Consider the following 16,476-nt stretch of genomic DNA (forward strand, 5'->3'; position numbering starts at 1 on the left):
GCGGTACACCCAGGCGTGGCTGTCGCGCACAGGGTGCGCTCCCACAGACAAGCGCCAGGCGCGGCACCCTATTGAATTGTGAGGCTCCAAAGCCAACGCGCAGCGAAGCCCCGCTTTAAGTCCTCAGCGATTCGGGCGCGTTGCGCAGCGCTTGGAAGTACCCCCTGTGTACCCTCGGAGGTTGTCCCACAACGACGCGCCTCGAGCGTTCGGGCTTATCCCAACACGATGCTGCCGGCGTTATCAGGCCATTTTCTTTGGGTTACTTTTCTTTTGGGCCAGCAAAAGAAAAGTGACTCGAGCGGCGGCAGCCGTTCGAAACGCCCGCCGCGTAGGCGGCACCCTGGCGGAGAGGCGACAACTAAACACCGAGGCTCTAGATCCCGGTGTACGCCGCGACGACGGCAATGTAGAAACGTTCCCGCGAGCACCCGCCCCTCACCCCAACCCTCACCCCAACCCTCTCCCCGCAGGGGAGAGGGAGAAGTGTGGCGCAAAGCGCTTAGCCCGCCACCGGCATCACCCCACCACCAGCCCCAAGCTGCTGCGACAAGTTGAACAAAATGCGCAGATCCTGCGCGTCCAACGCATCCCCATCCATCCCCCGAAAATGATGATGGAACGAGCGCACCGTGGACGCCCGATCGTCCAGCGGATACCCAATCAACCCCAACGCCGCCCACGGATCAAACCCCGCCGGCGGGTCCACCAGCGTGCCCCGCGGCCACAGGCCAAAGCCCGCCTGCGCCAGTTGTTGCCATGGAAAACGCGGACCGGGATCGTCCTTGCGGCCGGGCGCGAGATCCTCGTGGCCGATGATCTGCGTGCGCGGAATACGGAAGCGATCCGTGAGGTCGGCCAGCAGGCGCAGCAGGCTGTCGATCTGCACCTGGGTGAACGGCGAGTCGCCATCATTGTCCAGCTCGATCCCGATGGAGGCCGAATTCACGTCGGTAATCGTGCCCCAGCGTCCCGCGCCGGCGTGCCACGCGCGCTCGCTATCGGCGACCAGTTGATAGAGGTGGCCGTCGTTGCCGATCAGATAGTGCGAACTCACCGGTCCGCCGCTGTTGGCCGTGCGCAACGTGTGCAGCGCCTGCTCGGCGGAATGCTCGTTGGTGAAATGAATCACGATGAGCACCGGACGGCGCGCATCGAAATTGGGCGAGGGCACCCACTGTGCGATGGGATTGCGTACGGGCGCCGGTGCACACGCCGAAAGCGCCAGCGCCAGCAGCACCAGCGTCAGCAGATGGCGAGTACGAAAGAAACGAGCATGCGGAGCGTGGGGACGCGACACGGCATTCATTCCTGGGCGGGAAGAGGCGAACGTGCCGCAGCTGCGCCACCGCGTCAAGCCAAACAAAAAGCGCCGGGTTTCCCCGGCGCTTTCGTGTCCAACCTGCAGCGCCGATCAGGCGCGGCCGGCGAACTCGCCCGTCAGCGTGTTCACCCACACCTTTTCGTCGTTGCTGATGTACTCGGGCACCTGGATTTCGATGCCGGTATTGAGCTTGGCCGGCTTGGTGCGCTTGGTGGCGCTGGCGCCCTTCATTTCCGGGGCGGTGTCGACCACGGTCAGCGTCACGCTGGTCGGCACCTGCAGGCCCACCGGTGCATCGTCGATCAGCTGCACGTAGTAGCCTTCGACGCCTTCCACGATATAGCCGGCGTTATCGCCAACCAGTTCGGTGGAAAGCAGGTACTGGGTGAAGTCTTCATTGTCCATGAAGACGAATGCCTCACCGTCCATGTACGAGAAGTTCGCCTCGCGGCGCACCAGCTCCATTTCCTTGAGATCGTCATCGGCGCGCAGGCTCAGGTCGAACTTGCGACCGCCGGGGATCGAATACATGGTGAAGCGAAACGTGACGTTGCCGCCACGCGCGGTCGGCGAGCTGCGCTCGATATCGCGCACCTGGTACACGGTGCCGTCGTGTTCGACTACGTTGCCTTTCTTGACGTCGGAAGCTTTCATGGATGTAGGACCGGATGGGTGAGTTCTTGATCGCCATTCCGGCGCAGGCCGGAATCCAGTTGCGTGGTGTCAGGTTATCGCGCGGCCCAACGTATACGCCCACGCCATTTGCGACAACCGCGCCATACAGTCACTGGATTCCGGCCTGCGCCGGAATGACGGTTTGGTAGGGTTACTTCGGCTGCAAACGCACCGCGCCATCAAGGCGGATCGTCTCGCCATTGATATAACGATTGCCGAGAATGAAGGCCACCGTGCTGGCGAATTCGTCCGGCTTGCCCAGGCGCGACGGGAACGGGATCGATGCCGACAGCGATTCCTGCACCTGCGGCGGCATGCCGTCGACCATCGGCGTCCAGAAGATGCCCGGGGCGATCGTGGCCACGCGGATGCCGAAGCGCGACAGTTCGCGCGCCATCGGCAGCGTCATGSCGACCACGCCGCCCTTGGAGGCGGAATACGCGGCCTGGCCGATCTGGCCTTCGAACGCAGCGACGGAAGCGGTGTTGATGATCACGCCGCGCTCGCCGTCTTCGCCGGTATCGTTGTTCTGCATCAGCGAGGCAGCAGCCTTGGCGACGTTGAAGCTGCCCACCAGGTTCACCAGCACCGTGGTGGCAAACGTGTTGAGCGGCATCGGGCCATCCTTGCCGAGCATGCGGCCCGCGCCCAGGATGCCGGCGCAGTTGACCAGCACGTTCAGGCCGCCCATCGCATCGCGCGCAGCGGCGACGTTGGCGGACACGCCGTCCTCCGAGGTGACGTCGGTGCGGAAGAAGTGGCCCTTCAGCGCCGTGGCGGCTTCCTGGCCCTTTTCCTCGTTGACGTCGAACAGGGCCACCTTGGCGCCATTGGCGACCAGATGCTGGGCTACGGCGTAGCCGAGACCGGAGGCGCCGCCGGTGATGATCGCCTTGACCTGATTGAGCTGCATAGGGAGTCCAAAACGCGGTGGAAAACGCTAATGGTAGCGCAGCAGGGCGCATCAGACGCCACCCCTTGCTCCGTGGCGCTTTTTGGCCATAGAGAGACCCCGGGCGGTGCGTGCCGGGCACTGCCTGCAGGAGCCACCGCGTCGCTTCGACRGGGTACGTAGTTGGTTATACGTATGTCCTTTGGTGCCGCGGCTTAAGCCATGCTTCCAAGGGTTTTTGGCTGATTTGTGGCGTAGAACAAGCGCAGTGAGATGAGTGGCGCGATCGCAAAAGGGAGAGTCGCCATGATCCATCCCGCCCAGGGAGCTGCTGTATCAGTGGGAATACCGGTGGCCTCGGCAGCGGTGTCGAAGGGCTCTTTCGTGGCGCTGTTGGCGCGATGGCTGCTCGTCGCCACATTGATCGGCGCTGCACCGGCCATCGGAGCGAAAGCTTCGGGGGAAGCCAGCGTCGTTGCCGCGGCCGCTTCGTCGGTCGCGCCGCCCGCAGTGACTTCGTCATCGTATTTCGTGGCGGCGTCCGAGCTGCCGCATCCATTGCGGCCTTTCGAACATTTGCCCAGCAATGCCGCCATCAATGTGCACGCCGCCGTGGTGACCATGCCCGATCCCGTGGAGACGCGGCTTGGCCGGTCCTTTGACACCGAGCTGACCGCACTCGTGGCTGCGTTTCAGGCCAAGGAATTCGTGCTGGACGGTTTTGCTTTCACCTGGGCGCCCCGATCACCCGACGGCAAGTCCACTGCCAATGAAACGGAGGCGAGCCGCCGCACGCTGCCCAGCGTGATGCTTTTTCGCAAGGACAACTGGCGCAACTGCAAATCCAGAACGGACACGCAAGCAAACGCCGATGCCTGTGAGTCGACCTATTACGCGCTGTTTTTGGTAGGCGAGACACCGAGCTTTGGCATTCATCCGGAGTCATTCATTCGCGCTGCACGTTGTGCGATGGCATTGGACGCGAGCAATCGCCAGGAGACTAACGCGCTGCCCGAGGCGCTTAACCAGATCGATTGCGACCAGATTGCCTGGAAGGCGCCGACCAAGGGCGTCTCCTGGTCGTGCGATGCAAACCTTGCCGTGATCGGTCCCACTTTTTCCGGGGCCATGGAATCAATGGCATCGGCACTGAGCAAGGTCGCCACGGACGCAAGGGAACATGCGATGGAGGCCGCGAAAACGGCGACGGCCGGATGCCAGGGCGTCGGCCACCTGAACATCCTCCTCAGGGCACCTTCCGCAAGCGTCGACAGCAACGATCAGATCGTACAGAACGCTTACCTCGCCACGAACGATTTGAAACCATTCGTCACGCTGGCCTATACGCCGCTGGCCTACAGCGTCGGGGATCAGTTGAAACGCGTGAAGCGCTATCTGGAAAGCCGGATTCACGACAACGACAAAGTAGTCATACTCAGCGAAGAATCCAGTTTTGGCTTGGGCGCTTCCAAGCTGGCGATGCCTTCATCATCGCCATCGCCGCCGTCCTCATCGGCTTCGCCGCCCTCGTCATCGCCGGCGCCGGCGTCCTCATCGGCGAAGAAAGGCGAGGTGCAGTTCATCAGCGTGCAGTTTCCGCCGAACATCGCCGCTATTCGCTCCGAGCATGTCCAGCTCAAACAGGAAGAGAGCAAGCAACGTCGCAGCTTGCTCCCCGAGCGGTTGCTCGAGCTGGATCTGACCGGTGTGGAAACCGGAGTCGATCAACCGCCGACGTATCAGCCCAGCTTGAGCTCGCGTTCGGACGAGCTGATGCTTTACCAGACCTTCGACGCCCTGCAGCGCTATGTCACGCCTGCGGCGGTCGTCATCGTGGCCACCGATGTGCGCGATCGCCTGTTCCTGCTGAGCGAGATACGCAATGCATTTCCTGGCGCGCTCCCGGTGGTGCTGGAGCAGGACAACCTGATGGTGCATCCCGACTACCGCGCCATGAGCCGCGGGAGCATCATCATGCCGGCCGGCAAGAGCCTGCTTTGCCTGAACGCTTCAGGGCTGGACTGCTTCCCCAAGGATGACCCCGATGCGCGGCCACGCGAGCAGGCGGCGGATCGTTCAGTCGGCAACGCGCCAGGGGTGTCTTCGAACGAATGCAGCCAGTCTGGCAATCGACGCTTCTTCTCGTTTCCGACGGATTACGCGGCCAACATGTTTCGCGCGGTCGTGGGTCTGATTTGCCCTAGTGACGCCTCGCCCAACCGACCCAATATGCTGGTGGCGACATTGGCAGGCTTCCAGCGTGTCGACGAGTCGGGTCTGGGCCGGGGCGACGAACAAAGCGCGGACAAAGTCCAGGGCGACGAAGTAACCGAGAGCAAAGTCCAGGGCAAGGAACAAAACGAGAGTAAAGCCCAGCGGACAAGCAGGAGATTCGGCGACATTCCCATCGTTGCCGATACCCGCATGCAACTGCAGCAGCCGGTCTACCTGTCGATGGGCATCGTGCTTGGCATCCTGCTGGTCACGGCCATATGGCTGGTTCGCAACGGGCGCACGCCCGAACTGGCAACGCTCCCGCTCAGCCGCCACGCCATGCGCTGGATGGACATGTTGAAGACGCAAAACGGCGCGCAAGCATCATCGAAGCTGGCAGGCGAGCCAAGGACAAGCTGGATCTGGCTGGTGCCCTGGATCGCTTTTGCCGCGTTCGGCATCCTCATTGCCGCGTACAAGATCATCGTCATGTTTCCTCCGGCGACGCCCGGCGACACGGACCTTGCGCATGGCACGGATGGCTGGGCGTTGATCTGCCTGTGTCTTGCCTATGCGTGTTTCATGGCGTTCTGTTGCGTTCGGATGAGGGTGTGGAATGCCTATTGCCTTGCTATCGCTGAGCACGTGAACCCCTCGTCGCGTCTCAAGGTTCGCCTCCGGCACCGCCCGTACTACCGCGCTTCGATCGCCACGGCACTCCTGTTGCTCGTGCTGGTGCTTTGCGTCAACGACTACCGGCCAAGCGGGGCCCATTCGGTCTGGCTCTCCGCGTTTGCCGGCGCGTTCGTGCTGGGCAGCAGTGGCTTCTTCCTGGTTCTCTACCTGGAAGGCCTGGACCGCTGGCGCTGCATGAGCCTGGAGCTCAGCAGGACGGTGACTGCCGTGCAGGAATCCACGACAGTCAAGGAATGGCCAACGCCCAAGCTGCTGGATGAGCGACCGCGCAGCCCGTTCAACGCTGTCATGCGCATCGACAACTACAACGCGCTGCGCAGGCCAGATTTTGCCGCCTGGGTGCGGCAGACGAATGCCTTGCTCGACGGCACGATCGATCCCTTGTTTGACAAGGAAAAGCTTCGCCAATGGCAGGCCGTCCTGGTAGCGCAGATGAAACTGGCCGGTACGGCGGTAAGGTCCAGTGCGTGGTGCGCGGTGCTGGGCGCCACCGTGACGCTGATGTTGATCCAGGTCTATCCACCGGTTTACGAGCGTTTGCAGACGACGGCGGCGGCCATTTTGATGGTGCTCGGCTTTGCCGCCATCACCTACGGCGTGCTGACGCTGGAGAAGGACTATTTGCTGGGACGCATGTTCACCAACGATGAGGACCATTTGACCTTTGGCGGGGCGTTGTCCGCCTTGTGGCCAAAGTTGCTGGCGATGGGGTCCATTCTGATCACCGTGTTTCTGCCCGATGCCTGGGATTGGCTGAACAGCGCGGTGAAGGCGATCAACTCGCTGCGATGAGCGCAAAACGGGCCCGGCACTGGCCGACGGCTTATGCCGTGAAAAGAGCCTTCAGTTGCTCAGCGTCTACCGCGGGGAATGGCGTCACGGGCTGCGGCGGCGTCTGCGTCGGCTGCAGTTCCTTTTGCCATACGCCGACATCCCACCATTGCTCGAGCTTGTAACCGGAGCTACGCCACACGCCGGCCGGCGTGAAGCCCATGGCTTCGTGCATGGTCACGCTGCTTTGGCCGGGCAGGGTGATTACCCCGACGGCCTGGTTGATGCCTTGCAGGCGCATCACGTCGAGCAGTGTGCCGTAGAGCCTGCGCGCGATGCCGCGGCGGCGTGCATCGGCGTGTACGTAGATCGAGGTCTCCGCGATCCAGTCGTAGGCGGCGCGTTCGCGGAAGCGGCTGGCATAGGCATAGGCCAGTACGCGGCCTTCCTCTTCCCAGACGATCCACGGGTAGTAGCGCAGGCGCGTGAGGATGCGCTCGCGCATCGTGTCTATCCCAGGTAACTCGGTCTCGAAGGTTTCTACCCCGTGGAGCACCGAGGGCGTATAGATGTCGTGGACAGCCGCCGCATCGTCGGCGTGGGCAATGCGGATCATGCGAGATGCTTCTCCATACAGATGCTGCGCGGGTTGGACTGGTGTTCGCCGAACGGTGGGCAGCGACGATAGCCGGCGCGTGCGTAGAGTTCCAGCGCCTCGGTTTGCGCCGTGCCGGTTTCCAGGCGCAGGATGCGGCCGCCGGAGCGTGCGACTTCCAATTCCAACGCTTCGAGCAATTGCTTGCCAAGCCCCAATCCACGGCAGGCGGGCAGCACGTACATGCGCTTTACTTCCACGTAGTCCTCGTGCGCCACGAAGGCACCGCATGCCACCGGCGTGCCATCCACGCGGGCGGTGAGGAAGCTGACATTGGGTTGGCTCAGTTCCTCGGCCGTCATGTGGCGGATATTGCCCGAGGGATAGAGCTCCGCCAGATAGCCGTCCAATTCACGGATCAACAGGGCGACATCCGGCGACGTGGGGTCGTCGAGCTCAAAATGCAGTAGCGGCGCCTTCAGCATGCTTCGTACTTCCAGTTGCGCCGCTTGCCTTCGGCGAGCCACTCCAGCGTGCTGGCGATGCGATTCTGGCGCGTGGCCTCGGTCTTCGCCTCGGTGATCCACTCGACGTAGTCGCGTTGCGCGCTGGGCGGAAAGCCCTCGTAGGTCTTGCGGGCGGCGGCGTGCTTCTTCATCGCCAGCAGCGCGGCGACATCATCCGGGAGTGTCGGTGCGGGTTTGGGTGCGGCCTTGGGACGGGAGACCTTTACACCGGTTTCGTTCAAGGCTCTGGCCTTGCGGATCAGCGCGATCAGGGTCTTCTTCGCCGGCAGATCCTTCAGCGAGGTCAGTTTGCCGAACTGGCCCATGCCATCCGCCCGATCGCTGCCGGTGACCTCCTTGTGCCGCCAGAAACCGAACGCGCAATGCTGCTTGAATGCCGCCATCTGGCACATCGGCGAGCCATTGAGGCTGAAGAACGGCATGCTCCATTTGATGCCTTCCTCGACCTCCGGGCAGGCCTCGTGCACCACGTCGCGCAGATGCTCGAGAATGGGCTGGGCGAACGGCGGCGCCTGAAGGATGTAGGCATCGATGCGGTGATCGCGGGCCATGAGGTACTCCTACAAATCGCGCAGATAGAACTGGTCGCAGCTGAAGTGTCCGGTGCCGCCCATCGGCGCGCAAATCGTGCGGAAGCCGTGCCGACGATACAGCGCCTGGGCCGCATCCATGCCGGTGAGCGTTTCCAGGTAGCAGCGATGAAAGCCGCGTTCGCGGGCGGCATCCAGGCAGCGCAGCATCATGGCGCTGCCGGCGCCGATGCCGCGCGCCTCGGGTAGAAAATACATCTTGCGCAGCTCGCACACATCCGCTTCGCCGCCCTCCAGCGGCGCGACGCCACCGCCGCCAATCACCATGCCATCGCGTTCCACCACGAAGTAGGCGCTGCGTGGGCGCGTATAGGCTTCGTACATGGTGCCCACTTCGGCATCGTGAATGGCGAAGCCCGGGCCGTCGGCGCCGAATTCCGGCATCACGGTGCGGATGATGTCGGCGACGGCGGCGTTGTCGCGTGCTTCGATGGGGCGGATCAGGAAGTCGGTCATGGCGTGGCTTGTGGTGTGCGGTAGAGGCTGCCGTCTTTCATCACGAAGACGGGATGCTGGAGATCGTCGATATGCGTACTGGGATCGCCCGTGAATGCGGCGAGGTCAGCCCGCAGGCCGGGCGCGATGCGGCCGAACTTGTCCTGCTGGCRCAGGATGCGTGCCGCGATATTGGTGGCGGCGTGCAAAGCCTGCTGCGGCGTCATGCCGTCGCGCACCATATTGACCGGCTCGCGCCAGTTGTCGCCATGGGTGAACACGCCCACATCGCTGCCGTTACCGATGATCACGCCAACCTTGAGCGCGGTGCGGAACGCGTGCTCGGCTTCTTTCATGCGCGCGGTGGGTTCGCTTTGCCCCGGCACGTAGTGCTCGAAATACTGCGCGGTGGCTTCCACCGCGGTAAGCGTGGGTTCGTACGCCGTGCCGTGCTGCTTGAGCAGGCGGAACGTGGCCTCGCTGGCGCCATAACCGTGCTCGATGGTGTCCACGCCCGCTTCCACCGCGAGGCGTACACCTTCGTCGCTGGAGGCATGCGCAGCCACCGGACGGCCCGACAGGTGCGCGGTATCCACGATGGCCTTCATTTCCGCCAGCGATAGCGTCGGCTGCGTGCTGCCATCGGCGCCTACGCGGTAGTCGGCGTAGAGCTTGATCCAGTCGGCGCCGTGGCCAGCCTGTTCGCGGGTGGCGCGGATGGCCTCGTCCACACCGCTGATTTCCTGCGCGCCGCCGGGCAGATCGATATCGGGACGGAAGCCGCGTGGACCCGGTCCATAGCTGTCCGTCGCCACGATGGCGCGGGTGGCAACAAACATGCGTGGCCCCGGAATCATGCCTTCGTCAATCGCACGCTTGATCGAGACATCGGCGAAGCCGGCGCCCTCCGTGCCCAGATCGCGCAGTGTCGTGAAGCCCGCCATCAGCGTGGCGCGCGCATGGGCGGCGGCTTCGAGTGTGCGGTAGTCCTGCGGCTCCTTCAGGACCTGGTCGTTCCACAGTGTCTCGTTGTACGGATGCAGGAAGACATGCGAGTGCAGGTCGATCAGGCCGGGCGTGAGCGTGGTGCCGGGCAGGGCGATGCGTTGGGCGCTGGCCGGTGCCTTCAGGCTGTCCGCCGGTCCCACGGCGGCGATGGCGCCGTCATGCACCAGCACGGCCCATCCCGCATGCGCAGCGTCGCCGTCAGCGGTCCAGACGCGGTCAGGCACCAGCAGCACATCGCCCTTGGGTGGCACCGCGGTCGCCGCCGTGGCGCTGGCCATGGCCATGGCCGTCAGCAGGCCGATCCAACCTTGACGCTGTTTGCACCGCATTGCTCGCTCCCGCCCGTCGCTCCTGCCGATTCTAGCGAGGCTCGGCACTGCGCCGCGAGACCGCGGTTCAGAGGGCGGGGCGACCCGCGCCGGCGAGTTGCCGCGCGCAGGCGCCTTCGGCCGTCGGTGCCGAGGTGACGCAGCTGGCGAAATCGTCGGGAAGACGCGTCAACAACAACGTATCACCCTGGCGCATGGTGAAGACGGTGATCGGTGGTTCGCAGGCGACGTGGCTGGTGCTGCACGAGCCGGGCAGTACGGTGAAGTGGCACAGGCCGCTCTGGCTGCGCAGGCAGCGGAACGTGGCCAGCTCGCCGGAGATCTGGATCTTGCTGTAGATCAGGTCGATCCCGTGGGTCAGTTCGTGGGTGACGACGGTGCGTGTGGGTTCGAAACCGGTGAGGGATAACACCAGATAGAACAAAAGGATCAGCTTTTCCATGGTGACCTCTTGTGATGCTCGGCAGGGGAAGGTTTCCGGTACTTACATGTTTCGGAACAGCGTCATGAATGGCTGGCTCACCACCAGTGTTTCGGGTCGCTGCTTGAGCCGCAGCGTGCCCTTGCCGGTGTCGTCGCGAACGATCGATGCGACCGCGCGCAGGTTGACGATGGTGGAGCGGTGGATCTGCTTGAACACGGCGGGGTCGAGTACCGCCGCCAGTTCGCGGATGGGCTTGCGCAGCAGCGCCTCGCCGTCGGCSGTCATGGCGATGGTGTATTTGCTGTCGGCGCGAAAATAGGCGACGTCGTCCACCATGATCAGGCGCGTTTCGCGCCCGTTGCTGGCGGTGATCCAGGTGAGCGGCTCGGCGCGTGTGCCAGGCTGCAGCATTTCATCGCGCAGCAGCTGCGATAGAGCTGCAGCATCGGTCGCGCGGGGTGCGGCGCGCGTCTGCAGGCGCTGCATGGTGGCGGTGAGCCGGGTCTCGGTGATGGGCTTGAGCAGATAGTCCACGGCGCCGCGTTCGAATGCATCGATCGCGTACTGGTCGTAGGCGGTGGTGAACACCACCTGCGTTTGCGGACTCGCCTCGGCGGCAGCTTCGGCGACTTCCAGTCCGCTGAGCCCCGGCATGCGGATATCGAGAAAGGCGATGTCGGGACGATGTTCGCTGATCGCTTCCAGGGCACTGGCGCCGTCTTCGCAGTCGGCGACGATCTCCAATTCCGGCCAGACCCGCGCGAGCAGATCGCGTAGCGCCGTGCGCAACAGGGTTTCGTCTTCGGCAAGAATGGCAGTGGTCACGACGCGGGTTCCGTGGTTTCGTTGCGCAGGGGCAGGGTGATGGTGGCGGCCACGCCTTCGGGCGCATTGCTGACTACCGAGAGCGAAGCGTCCGTGCCATAGATCAGGCGCAGACGTTCGCGCACATTCTTCAGGCCGATGCCGGTGCCCCCGCTGGCGTCGCTGAAACCGCGGCCATCGTCGGCCACCGTGATGGACACTGTGTTGTCGTCGCGGCGCGCCAGGATCCACACCGTGCCGCCGCCGGGCTTAGGCTCCAGGCCGTGCTTGATCGCGTTCTCCACCAGCGTCTGCAGCATCATCGGCGGCATCGCGATGGCGCGCAGCGCGTCGGGTACGTCGATCTGCAGCGAGAGGCGCGGCCCCATGCGCAGCCGCATGATTTCCAGATAGGCGCGGGTGCGTTCCAGCTCATCGCCCAGCAGGGACAGCGCATCGTCGCGCTGCGGCAGGGAGTGGCGCAGATAGTGGATCAGATGCCCGAGCATGTGGTCGGCCTGTAGCGGATCGGTGCGCGTGAGGTATTGCGCGCTGGCCAGCGTGTTGTAGAGAAAGTGCGGCTCCACCTGCGCATGCAGCAGGTTGAGGCGGGCCACGGTGCGCTCTTTCTCGTTTTCCGTCTGGGTGGCGCGGCGTTGTTCCTGGCGACGCTTCTCGGCGATGCGGCGGGTGATGGCGCGCGTGATGGCCTCGGCGTTTTCCAGGTTGGTGCCGTCGTCCACGCGGAACCAGTCGGTCCATGCGCCGGCTTCCGGCTCGCAGATCAGCGTGACGCTGCCCGAACCCTCGCGCGGCGTGACCGTGGCGAAGATCTGGTTGCGCACGTGACCAAACCACAGCGACGGGTCGAGACGTTCGAACGGATTAGTTCCATAGGCCTTGGGGCGCTGTACCTTGGCGCGGATCTGCAGGCTGTCGCGTGCGCTTTCCACGTCTTCGCTGCGCGGCAGTTCGCGGATGGCGGCATCGAGCAGGTCGAAGGCTTCGCCGGCTTCCAGCGGTATCTCGATCTGCCGCCGCTGGCGGTTGCCCATGGTGCTGTCGTCGAGATGCCCGGCGATCAGGCGCACGCGGCGCAGATGGGTCACTGCGCTGGTCACTACCATCACCAGGGTGAGGAAGATAAGCAGGACGAACATGGCCCCGGTGTCTCTGTAGCGCAGCGGCGGACTGTTGGCGAGCAACAAGGCCACAAACAGCAGCACGAAGAACCAGAACACGACCAGGCGGGCTACGAAGAAAACGCTCTTCATCACGACGTCCTTGATTGGGATGCGTCGGAGCATAACCAGCTGCTTTGGCGCTGGCGCGTGGTTTTCGACGGAACCGGCCCTTGGGGCGACGAAACGGGCCGGGGCCGGGATGAAGCAGGGCGCCGCGCAGGCGCCGACGGATCAGGCCGCGGTGCGCGCCCGCGTCACGCGGCTGGCGGTTTCCTTGTGCAGCTGGCCAGCCAGCCAGGCGCCGGTGGCCACCAGGATGTCCAGATCGATGCCGGTTTCCATGCCCAGGCCGTGCAGCATGTAGACCACGTCCTCGCTGGCGACGTTGCCGGTGGCTCCCTTGGCGTAGGGACAGCCGCCCGTACCCGATACCGCGCTGTCGACCACGCGCACGCCTTCTTCCAGGCAGGCGAGGATATTGGCCAGCGCCTGCCCATAGGTGTCGTGGAAATGCACGGCGAGGGCCGACATCGGTACCTCCTGTGCCACTGCCTTCAGCATGGCGCGTGCCTTGGCCGGCGTGCCGACGCCGATGGTGTCGCCCAGCGAGACTTCGTAGCAGCCCACCTCGTGCAGTCGACGCGCCACGCGTACCACCTCGCTGACCGGCACATCGCCCTGATACGGGCAGCCCAGCACGGTGGAGACATAGCCGCGCACTTTCAGGCCGTCCTGCTTCGCGCGAGCCATCACTGGCAGGAAACGCTCGATCGATTCATCGATCGAGGCGTTGATGTTCTTGCGGTTGAACGCTTCGGAAGCGGCAGTGAAGATCGCGATCTCGGTGACACCCACGGCGCGGGCGCGCTCGTAGCCCTGCTCGTTGGGCACCAGCACCGGATAGCTCACGCCGGGGACCTTGCGGATGCCCTGGAACACCTCGGCGGCGTCAGCCAGTTGCGGCACCCACTTGGGGCTGACAAAACTGGTGGCTTCGATGGTCTTCAGGCCGGTGCTGGAAAGGCGATCGATCAACGCGATCTTCACGTCGGCGGGCAGCAGGGTTTTCTCGTTCTGCAGGCCGTCGCGTGCGCCGACTTCGACAATGCGGACATGGTTCGTGCTCATGCCGAGCAGCATAGCGCGTCAGGCCCGTGGCGGCGCATTAATGTGGCAGTCGCTCGGGGTGGAATTGCTGGATGAACGGCAGATACAGCGCCTGCGCCTGCGGCGTGGTCAGACCGGTCAGCGCGCTGCCGTGGTCGGTGGACTGCAAGGTGACCACGTAGCGATCGTTGAACAGCGCGACGGCTTGGGCCGGACCGATTTCCGACTGTGCCGTGACGTGGATGACGAAGGAATCGGGCGTTGAGTTATGCACCAGCACGGGTGCGTAATCGGGCCCGCCCAGGGAGCGAAACGATTCGGCATTGGTCTGCATCGGATCGGTCATGATGGTCAGCATCTCGATGGCTTGCCGCGTCACCGAGCGTTGCATGTCGCGCGTGCGCCGGTTGACGTCCTCTGTGCCTGCTGTGGCGCTGCTGTCGACCGGGCGCGTGTCGCTGACGGAGATTTCGACGTGCTTGCCATCGTTCTTGCCGTAAACCGCGCGAATGCTGGCAGGCGTGCAATCCCATGATCGAAACGGCAGGCCGCCGATGTCGTCCTTGGGAGGCAGGGCCTGGGCAAGGGGGTTGTCCGCGCATTTGGCCGTAGAGGCGGCCTCTTCCTGCGCCTGCCTTGCTGCGTCCGCCTGTCCGTTATCGGCAGTCGATGCAGCTTCACTCTCGTGTTTGCCACAGGCAGACAGGAGATGGAGGGCGATCAGGGCGAGCAATATCGTCGACCGCAAGCCACGAAAATGCGCGAGCATGGATTCTCCCCAGCCCCGGGCAAGGACCCGGGCGATGGGGCAAGCGTCGAGATTGTGTTGTCGACGCGGCGTCAATCCGCGCTTTCAGTCGGCGAAGCGCAGCAACACCGTATCCGCTTCGACGAAGTCGCCCTGGGTCGCGTGCACGCTGGCGATGCTGCCACTGCGCGGCGCCTTCAAGGCAAGCTCCATCTTCATCGCCTCCATCACCAGCAATTCCTGGCCTTCTTCGACGGTATCGCCCGCATTGGCCTTCACCAGCACGATACGGCCTGGCATCGGTGCGGTGATCTGGTTGCCGCCGGCGGCTTCCTTCGATTCCCAGGCGAAGGCGGGCGCGCGCTCGAACGCATAGCGATAGCCTTGCGTGTCGTGCACGGTCACGCGGGAGGCGTCCGCGCGTACCGGTACGCGCATGGCCTCACCGTCGAAACGTGCGCTCAATGCGTCCGCACCAAGGCGAGCGCCTTGCACGTCGCAGGATGCGTCGGCATAGCGCAGCTGATAGTTGCCGTCATGGCCATGGGCTTCCACTTCATGGCGCTGGCCATGCAGCGACAAGGCCACGATGCGCTTGCCGGCATGCCCCACACGCCACGCGTCAGCGCGCGACCAGGGCGAATGCGGATCGCTGGCGTTGGAGGTCACACTGGTCTCTTCGTGCATCAGTGCAGCCACGGCCGCGGCAAACAGCACGGATGCCGCCGGTGCCACATCGCCCGCGAGGAACTGGTCCAGATGACGGTCGAGATAGCCGGTGTCGATGCGTCCTTCGACCACCACCGGGTGGCGCGAGAGTCGTTCGAGGAAGGCGATATTGGATTTCGGCCCCACGATTTCGCTCGCCATCAGCGCATCGCGCAAGCGCTGCAGGGCTTGCGCGCGATCGACATCCCATACGATGAGCTTGGCGATCATCGGGTCGTAGAAGATGGTGACCGTGTCGCCTTCAATCACGCCGCCATCCAGACGCACGTGGCGCGACGGCGCAGGCAGACGCAACTTCACCAGCTTGCCGGAGCCGGGGAGGAAGTTCTGGTCCGGATCCTCCGCATACAGGCGCACTTCGATGGCATGGCCATGTGCCTTGATCTGCTCTTGCGCGAGCGGCAGGGGGTGGCCGGCGGCGATGAGCAGCTGCCATTCCACCAGGTCCAGGCCCAGGGTTTCCTCAGTGACGGGGTGCTCGACCTGCAGGCGCGTATTCATCTCCATGAAGAAGAACTCGCCGTCCTGGGCGACGATGAATTCCACCGTGCCCGCGCCGACATAGTTCACCGCCTTCGCCGCGGCGACAGCGGCAGCGCCCATGGCAGCGCGGCGTGCGTCGTCGAGGAAGGGCGAGGGCGTTTCCTCCAGCACCTTCTGGTAGCGCCGCTGCGCCGAGCATTCGCGCTCATTGAGATGGATGACGTTGCCTTGCGTGTCGCCGAACACCTGGAATTCGATATGGCGTGGATGCTCCACATAACGTTCGAGGATGACGCGCGTGTCGCCGAACGAACTGGCCGCCTCGCGCTGCGCGGACGCCAAGGCATCGACGAACTCCGCCTCGCTGCGCACGATGCGCATGCCCTTGCCGCCGCCACCGGCCGCGGCCTTGATCATCAACGGGAAGCCGGTGCGACGCGCCTGCTCGGCGAGCACTTCGGCGGACTGATCCGCGCCGTGATAGCCCGGCACCAAGGGGACCTGATGCTGTTCCATCAGCGCCTTGGCGGCCGCCTTGGACCCCATGGCGTCGATGCTTTCGGGGCGTGGACCGATGAAGGCGATGCCGGCATCGGCGCAGGCGCGTGCAAAGGCGGTGTTCTCGGAAAGAAAGCCGTAACCCGGGTGGATGGCTTGCGCACCGCTCTTGCGCGCCACATCGAGAATGGTCTCGCCGCGCAGATACGATTCCGTCGGGCGCGGGCCACCGATCGGCCAGGCCTCATCGGCCAGGCGCACATGCTGCGCATTGGCATCGGCCTCTGAATACACCGCAATGGTGTGGATCCCCAGGCGCCGGCAGGTGCGGATGACACGGCAGGCGATCTCGCCACGGTTGGCAATGAGTACGCGCTCGAACATGCGGCTTCCGGGGATGATGCGAAGCTGCCAAAACTAACAGATTGGCGCGTTGGAGCCGA

The 16,476-nt window shown here is 64.2% G+C and carries 16 protein-coding genes; 1 reads left to right on the forward strand and 15 read right to left on the reverse strand.

What is annotated here, in order from left to right; all coding sequences use genetic code 11:
- Positions 1-502 precede the first annotated feature (502 nt).
- The 4 genes from AC1DMG_RS13010 to AC1DMG_RS13025 form a co-directional block, all read right to left on the reverse strand.
- The gene (locus tag AC1DMG_RS13010) at positions 503-1,300 is read right to left on the reverse strand and encodes an N-acetylmuramoyl-L-alanine amidase (protein WP_441604288.1); all 798 of its coding nucleotides are present in this window, start codon (positions 1,298-1,300) and stop codon (positions 503-505) included.
- A 114-nt stretch (positions 1,301-1,414) separates the two neighbouring features.
- Entirely contained in the window at positions 1,415-1,978 is a 564-nt protein-coding gene (gene efpL / locus AC1DMG_RS13015) for an elongation factor P-like protein EfpL (protein ID WP_121878629.1), read from the reverse strand.
- A 172-nt stretch (positions 1,979-2,150) separates the two neighbouring features.
- Positions 2,151-2,912, reverse strand: coding sequence for an SDR family NAD(P)-dependent oxidoreductase (locus AC1DMG_RS13020; protein ID WP_477179584.1), 762 nt, complete (start codon positions 2,910-2,912; stop codon positions 2,151-2,153).
- A 194-nt stretch (positions 2,913-3,106) separates the two neighbouring features.
- A complete protein-coding gene (locus tag AC1DMG_RS13025; protein ID WP_441604286.1) occupies positions 3,107-3,514 on the reverse strand; it encodes a hypothetical protein in 408 nt (135 codons plus the stop codon).
- Here AC1DMG_RS13025 and AC1DMG_RS13030 point away from each other — a divergent pair.
- Positions 3,513-6,593 carry a 6TM ABC transporter family protein gene (locus tag AC1DMG_RS13030; RefSeq protein ID WP_441604285.1) on the forward strand — a complete coding sequence of 1,027 codons (3,081 nt, stop codon included), beginning with the start codon at positions 3,513-3,515 and terminating at the stop codon, positions 6,591-6,593. The two genes, AC1DMG_RS13025 and AC1DMG_RS13030, sit on opposite strands and share 2 nt — an antisense overlap.
- A gap of 31 nt (positions 6,594-6,624) precedes the next feature.
- Here AC1DMG_RS13030 and AC1DMG_RS13035 read toward each other — a convergent pair whose 3' ends face one another.
- The 11 genes from AC1DMG_RS13035 to AC1DMG_RS13085 all read right to left on the reverse strand — a co-directional run bounded on the left by AC1DMG_RS13035 (position 6,625) and on the right by AC1DMG_RS13085 (position 16,417).
- A complete protein-coding gene (locus AC1DMG_RS13035) occupies positions 6,625-7,188 on the reverse strand; it encodes a GNAT family N-acetyltransferase (protein WP_441604284.1) in 564 nt (187 codons plus the stop codon).
- Positions 7,185-7,652: a GNAT family N-acetyltransferase gene (locus tag AC1DMG_RS13040; RefSeq protein WP_441604283.1), complete on the reverse strand. Its 468-nt coding sequence runs from the start codon at positions 7,650-7,652 to the stop codon at positions 7,185-7,187. The genes AC1DMG_RS13035 and AC1DMG_RS13040 overlap by 4 nt, the downstream gene beginning before the upstream one ends.
- Complete coding sequence (locus AC1DMG_RS13045; protein WP_441604282.1) at positions 7,646-8,245, reverse strand: YdeI/OmpD-associated family protein; 600 nt, start codon at positions 8,243-8,245, stop codon at positions 7,646-7,648. Before AC1DMG_RS13045 ends, AC1DMG_RS13040 begins: the two co-directional genes overlap by 7 nt.
- Before the next feature lie 9 nt (positions 8,246-8,254).
- Positions 8,255-8,740 (reverse strand): GNAT family N-acetyltransferase, encoded by a 486-nt coding sequence (locus AC1DMG_RS13050; protein ID WP_441604281.1) that lies wholly within the window; start codon positions 8,738-8,740, stop codon positions 8,255-8,257.
- Complete coding sequence (locus AC1DMG_RS13055; RefSeq protein ID WP_477180596.1) at positions 8,737-10,011, reverse strand: metal-dependent hydrolase family protein; 1,275 nt, start codon at positions 10,009-10,011, stop codon at positions 8,737-8,739. The genes AC1DMG_RS13050 and AC1DMG_RS13055 overlap by 4 nt, the downstream gene beginning before the upstream one ends.
- A 112-nt stretch (positions 10,012-10,123) precedes the next feature.
- Positions 10,124-10,498: a hypothetical protein gene (locus AC1DMG_RS13060; RefSeq protein ID WP_441604280.1), complete on the reverse strand. Its 375-nt coding sequence runs from the start codon at positions 10,496-10,498 to the stop codon at positions 10,124-10,126.
- A 42-nt stretch (positions 10,499-10,540) separates the two neighbouring features.
- Positions 10,541-11,305, reverse strand: coding sequence for a LytR/AlgR family response regulator transcription factor (locus AC1DMG_RS13065; protein ID WP_441604279.1), 765 nt, complete (start codon positions 11,303-11,305; stop codon positions 10,541-10,543).
- Positions 11,302-12,558, reverse strand: a complete 1,257-nt coding sequence (locus tag AC1DMG_RS13070; protein WP_441604278.1) for a sensor histidine kinase — start codon at positions 12,556-12,558, stop codon at positions 11,302-11,304. Before AC1DMG_RS13070 ends, AC1DMG_RS13065 begins: the two co-directional genes overlap by 4 nt.
- A 141-nt stretch (positions 12,559-12,699) precedes the next feature.
- On the reverse strand, positions 12,700-13,596 hold the full coding sequence (locus tag AC1DMG_RS13075; protein ID WP_441604277.1) for a hydroxymethylglutaryl-CoA lyase: 897 nt from the start codon (positions 13,594-13,596) through the stop codon (positions 12,700-12,702).
- A gap of 37 nt (positions 13,597-13,633) precedes the next feature.
- Positions 13,634-14,344 (reverse strand): hypothetical protein, encoded by a 711-nt coding sequence (locus AC1DMG_RS13080; protein WP_441604276.1) that lies wholly within the window; start codon positions 14,342-14,344, stop codon positions 13,634-13,636.
- Positions 14,345-14,428: 84 nt separating this feature from the next.
- Entirely contained in the window at positions 14,429-16,417 is a 1,989-nt protein-coding gene (locus AC1DMG_RS13085) for an ATP-binding protein (protein ID WP_441604275.1), read from the reverse strand.
- Between the last annotated feature and the right edge of the window lie 59 nt (positions 16,418-16,476).

Source organism: Dyella sp. 01N36, assembly GCF_056399745.1.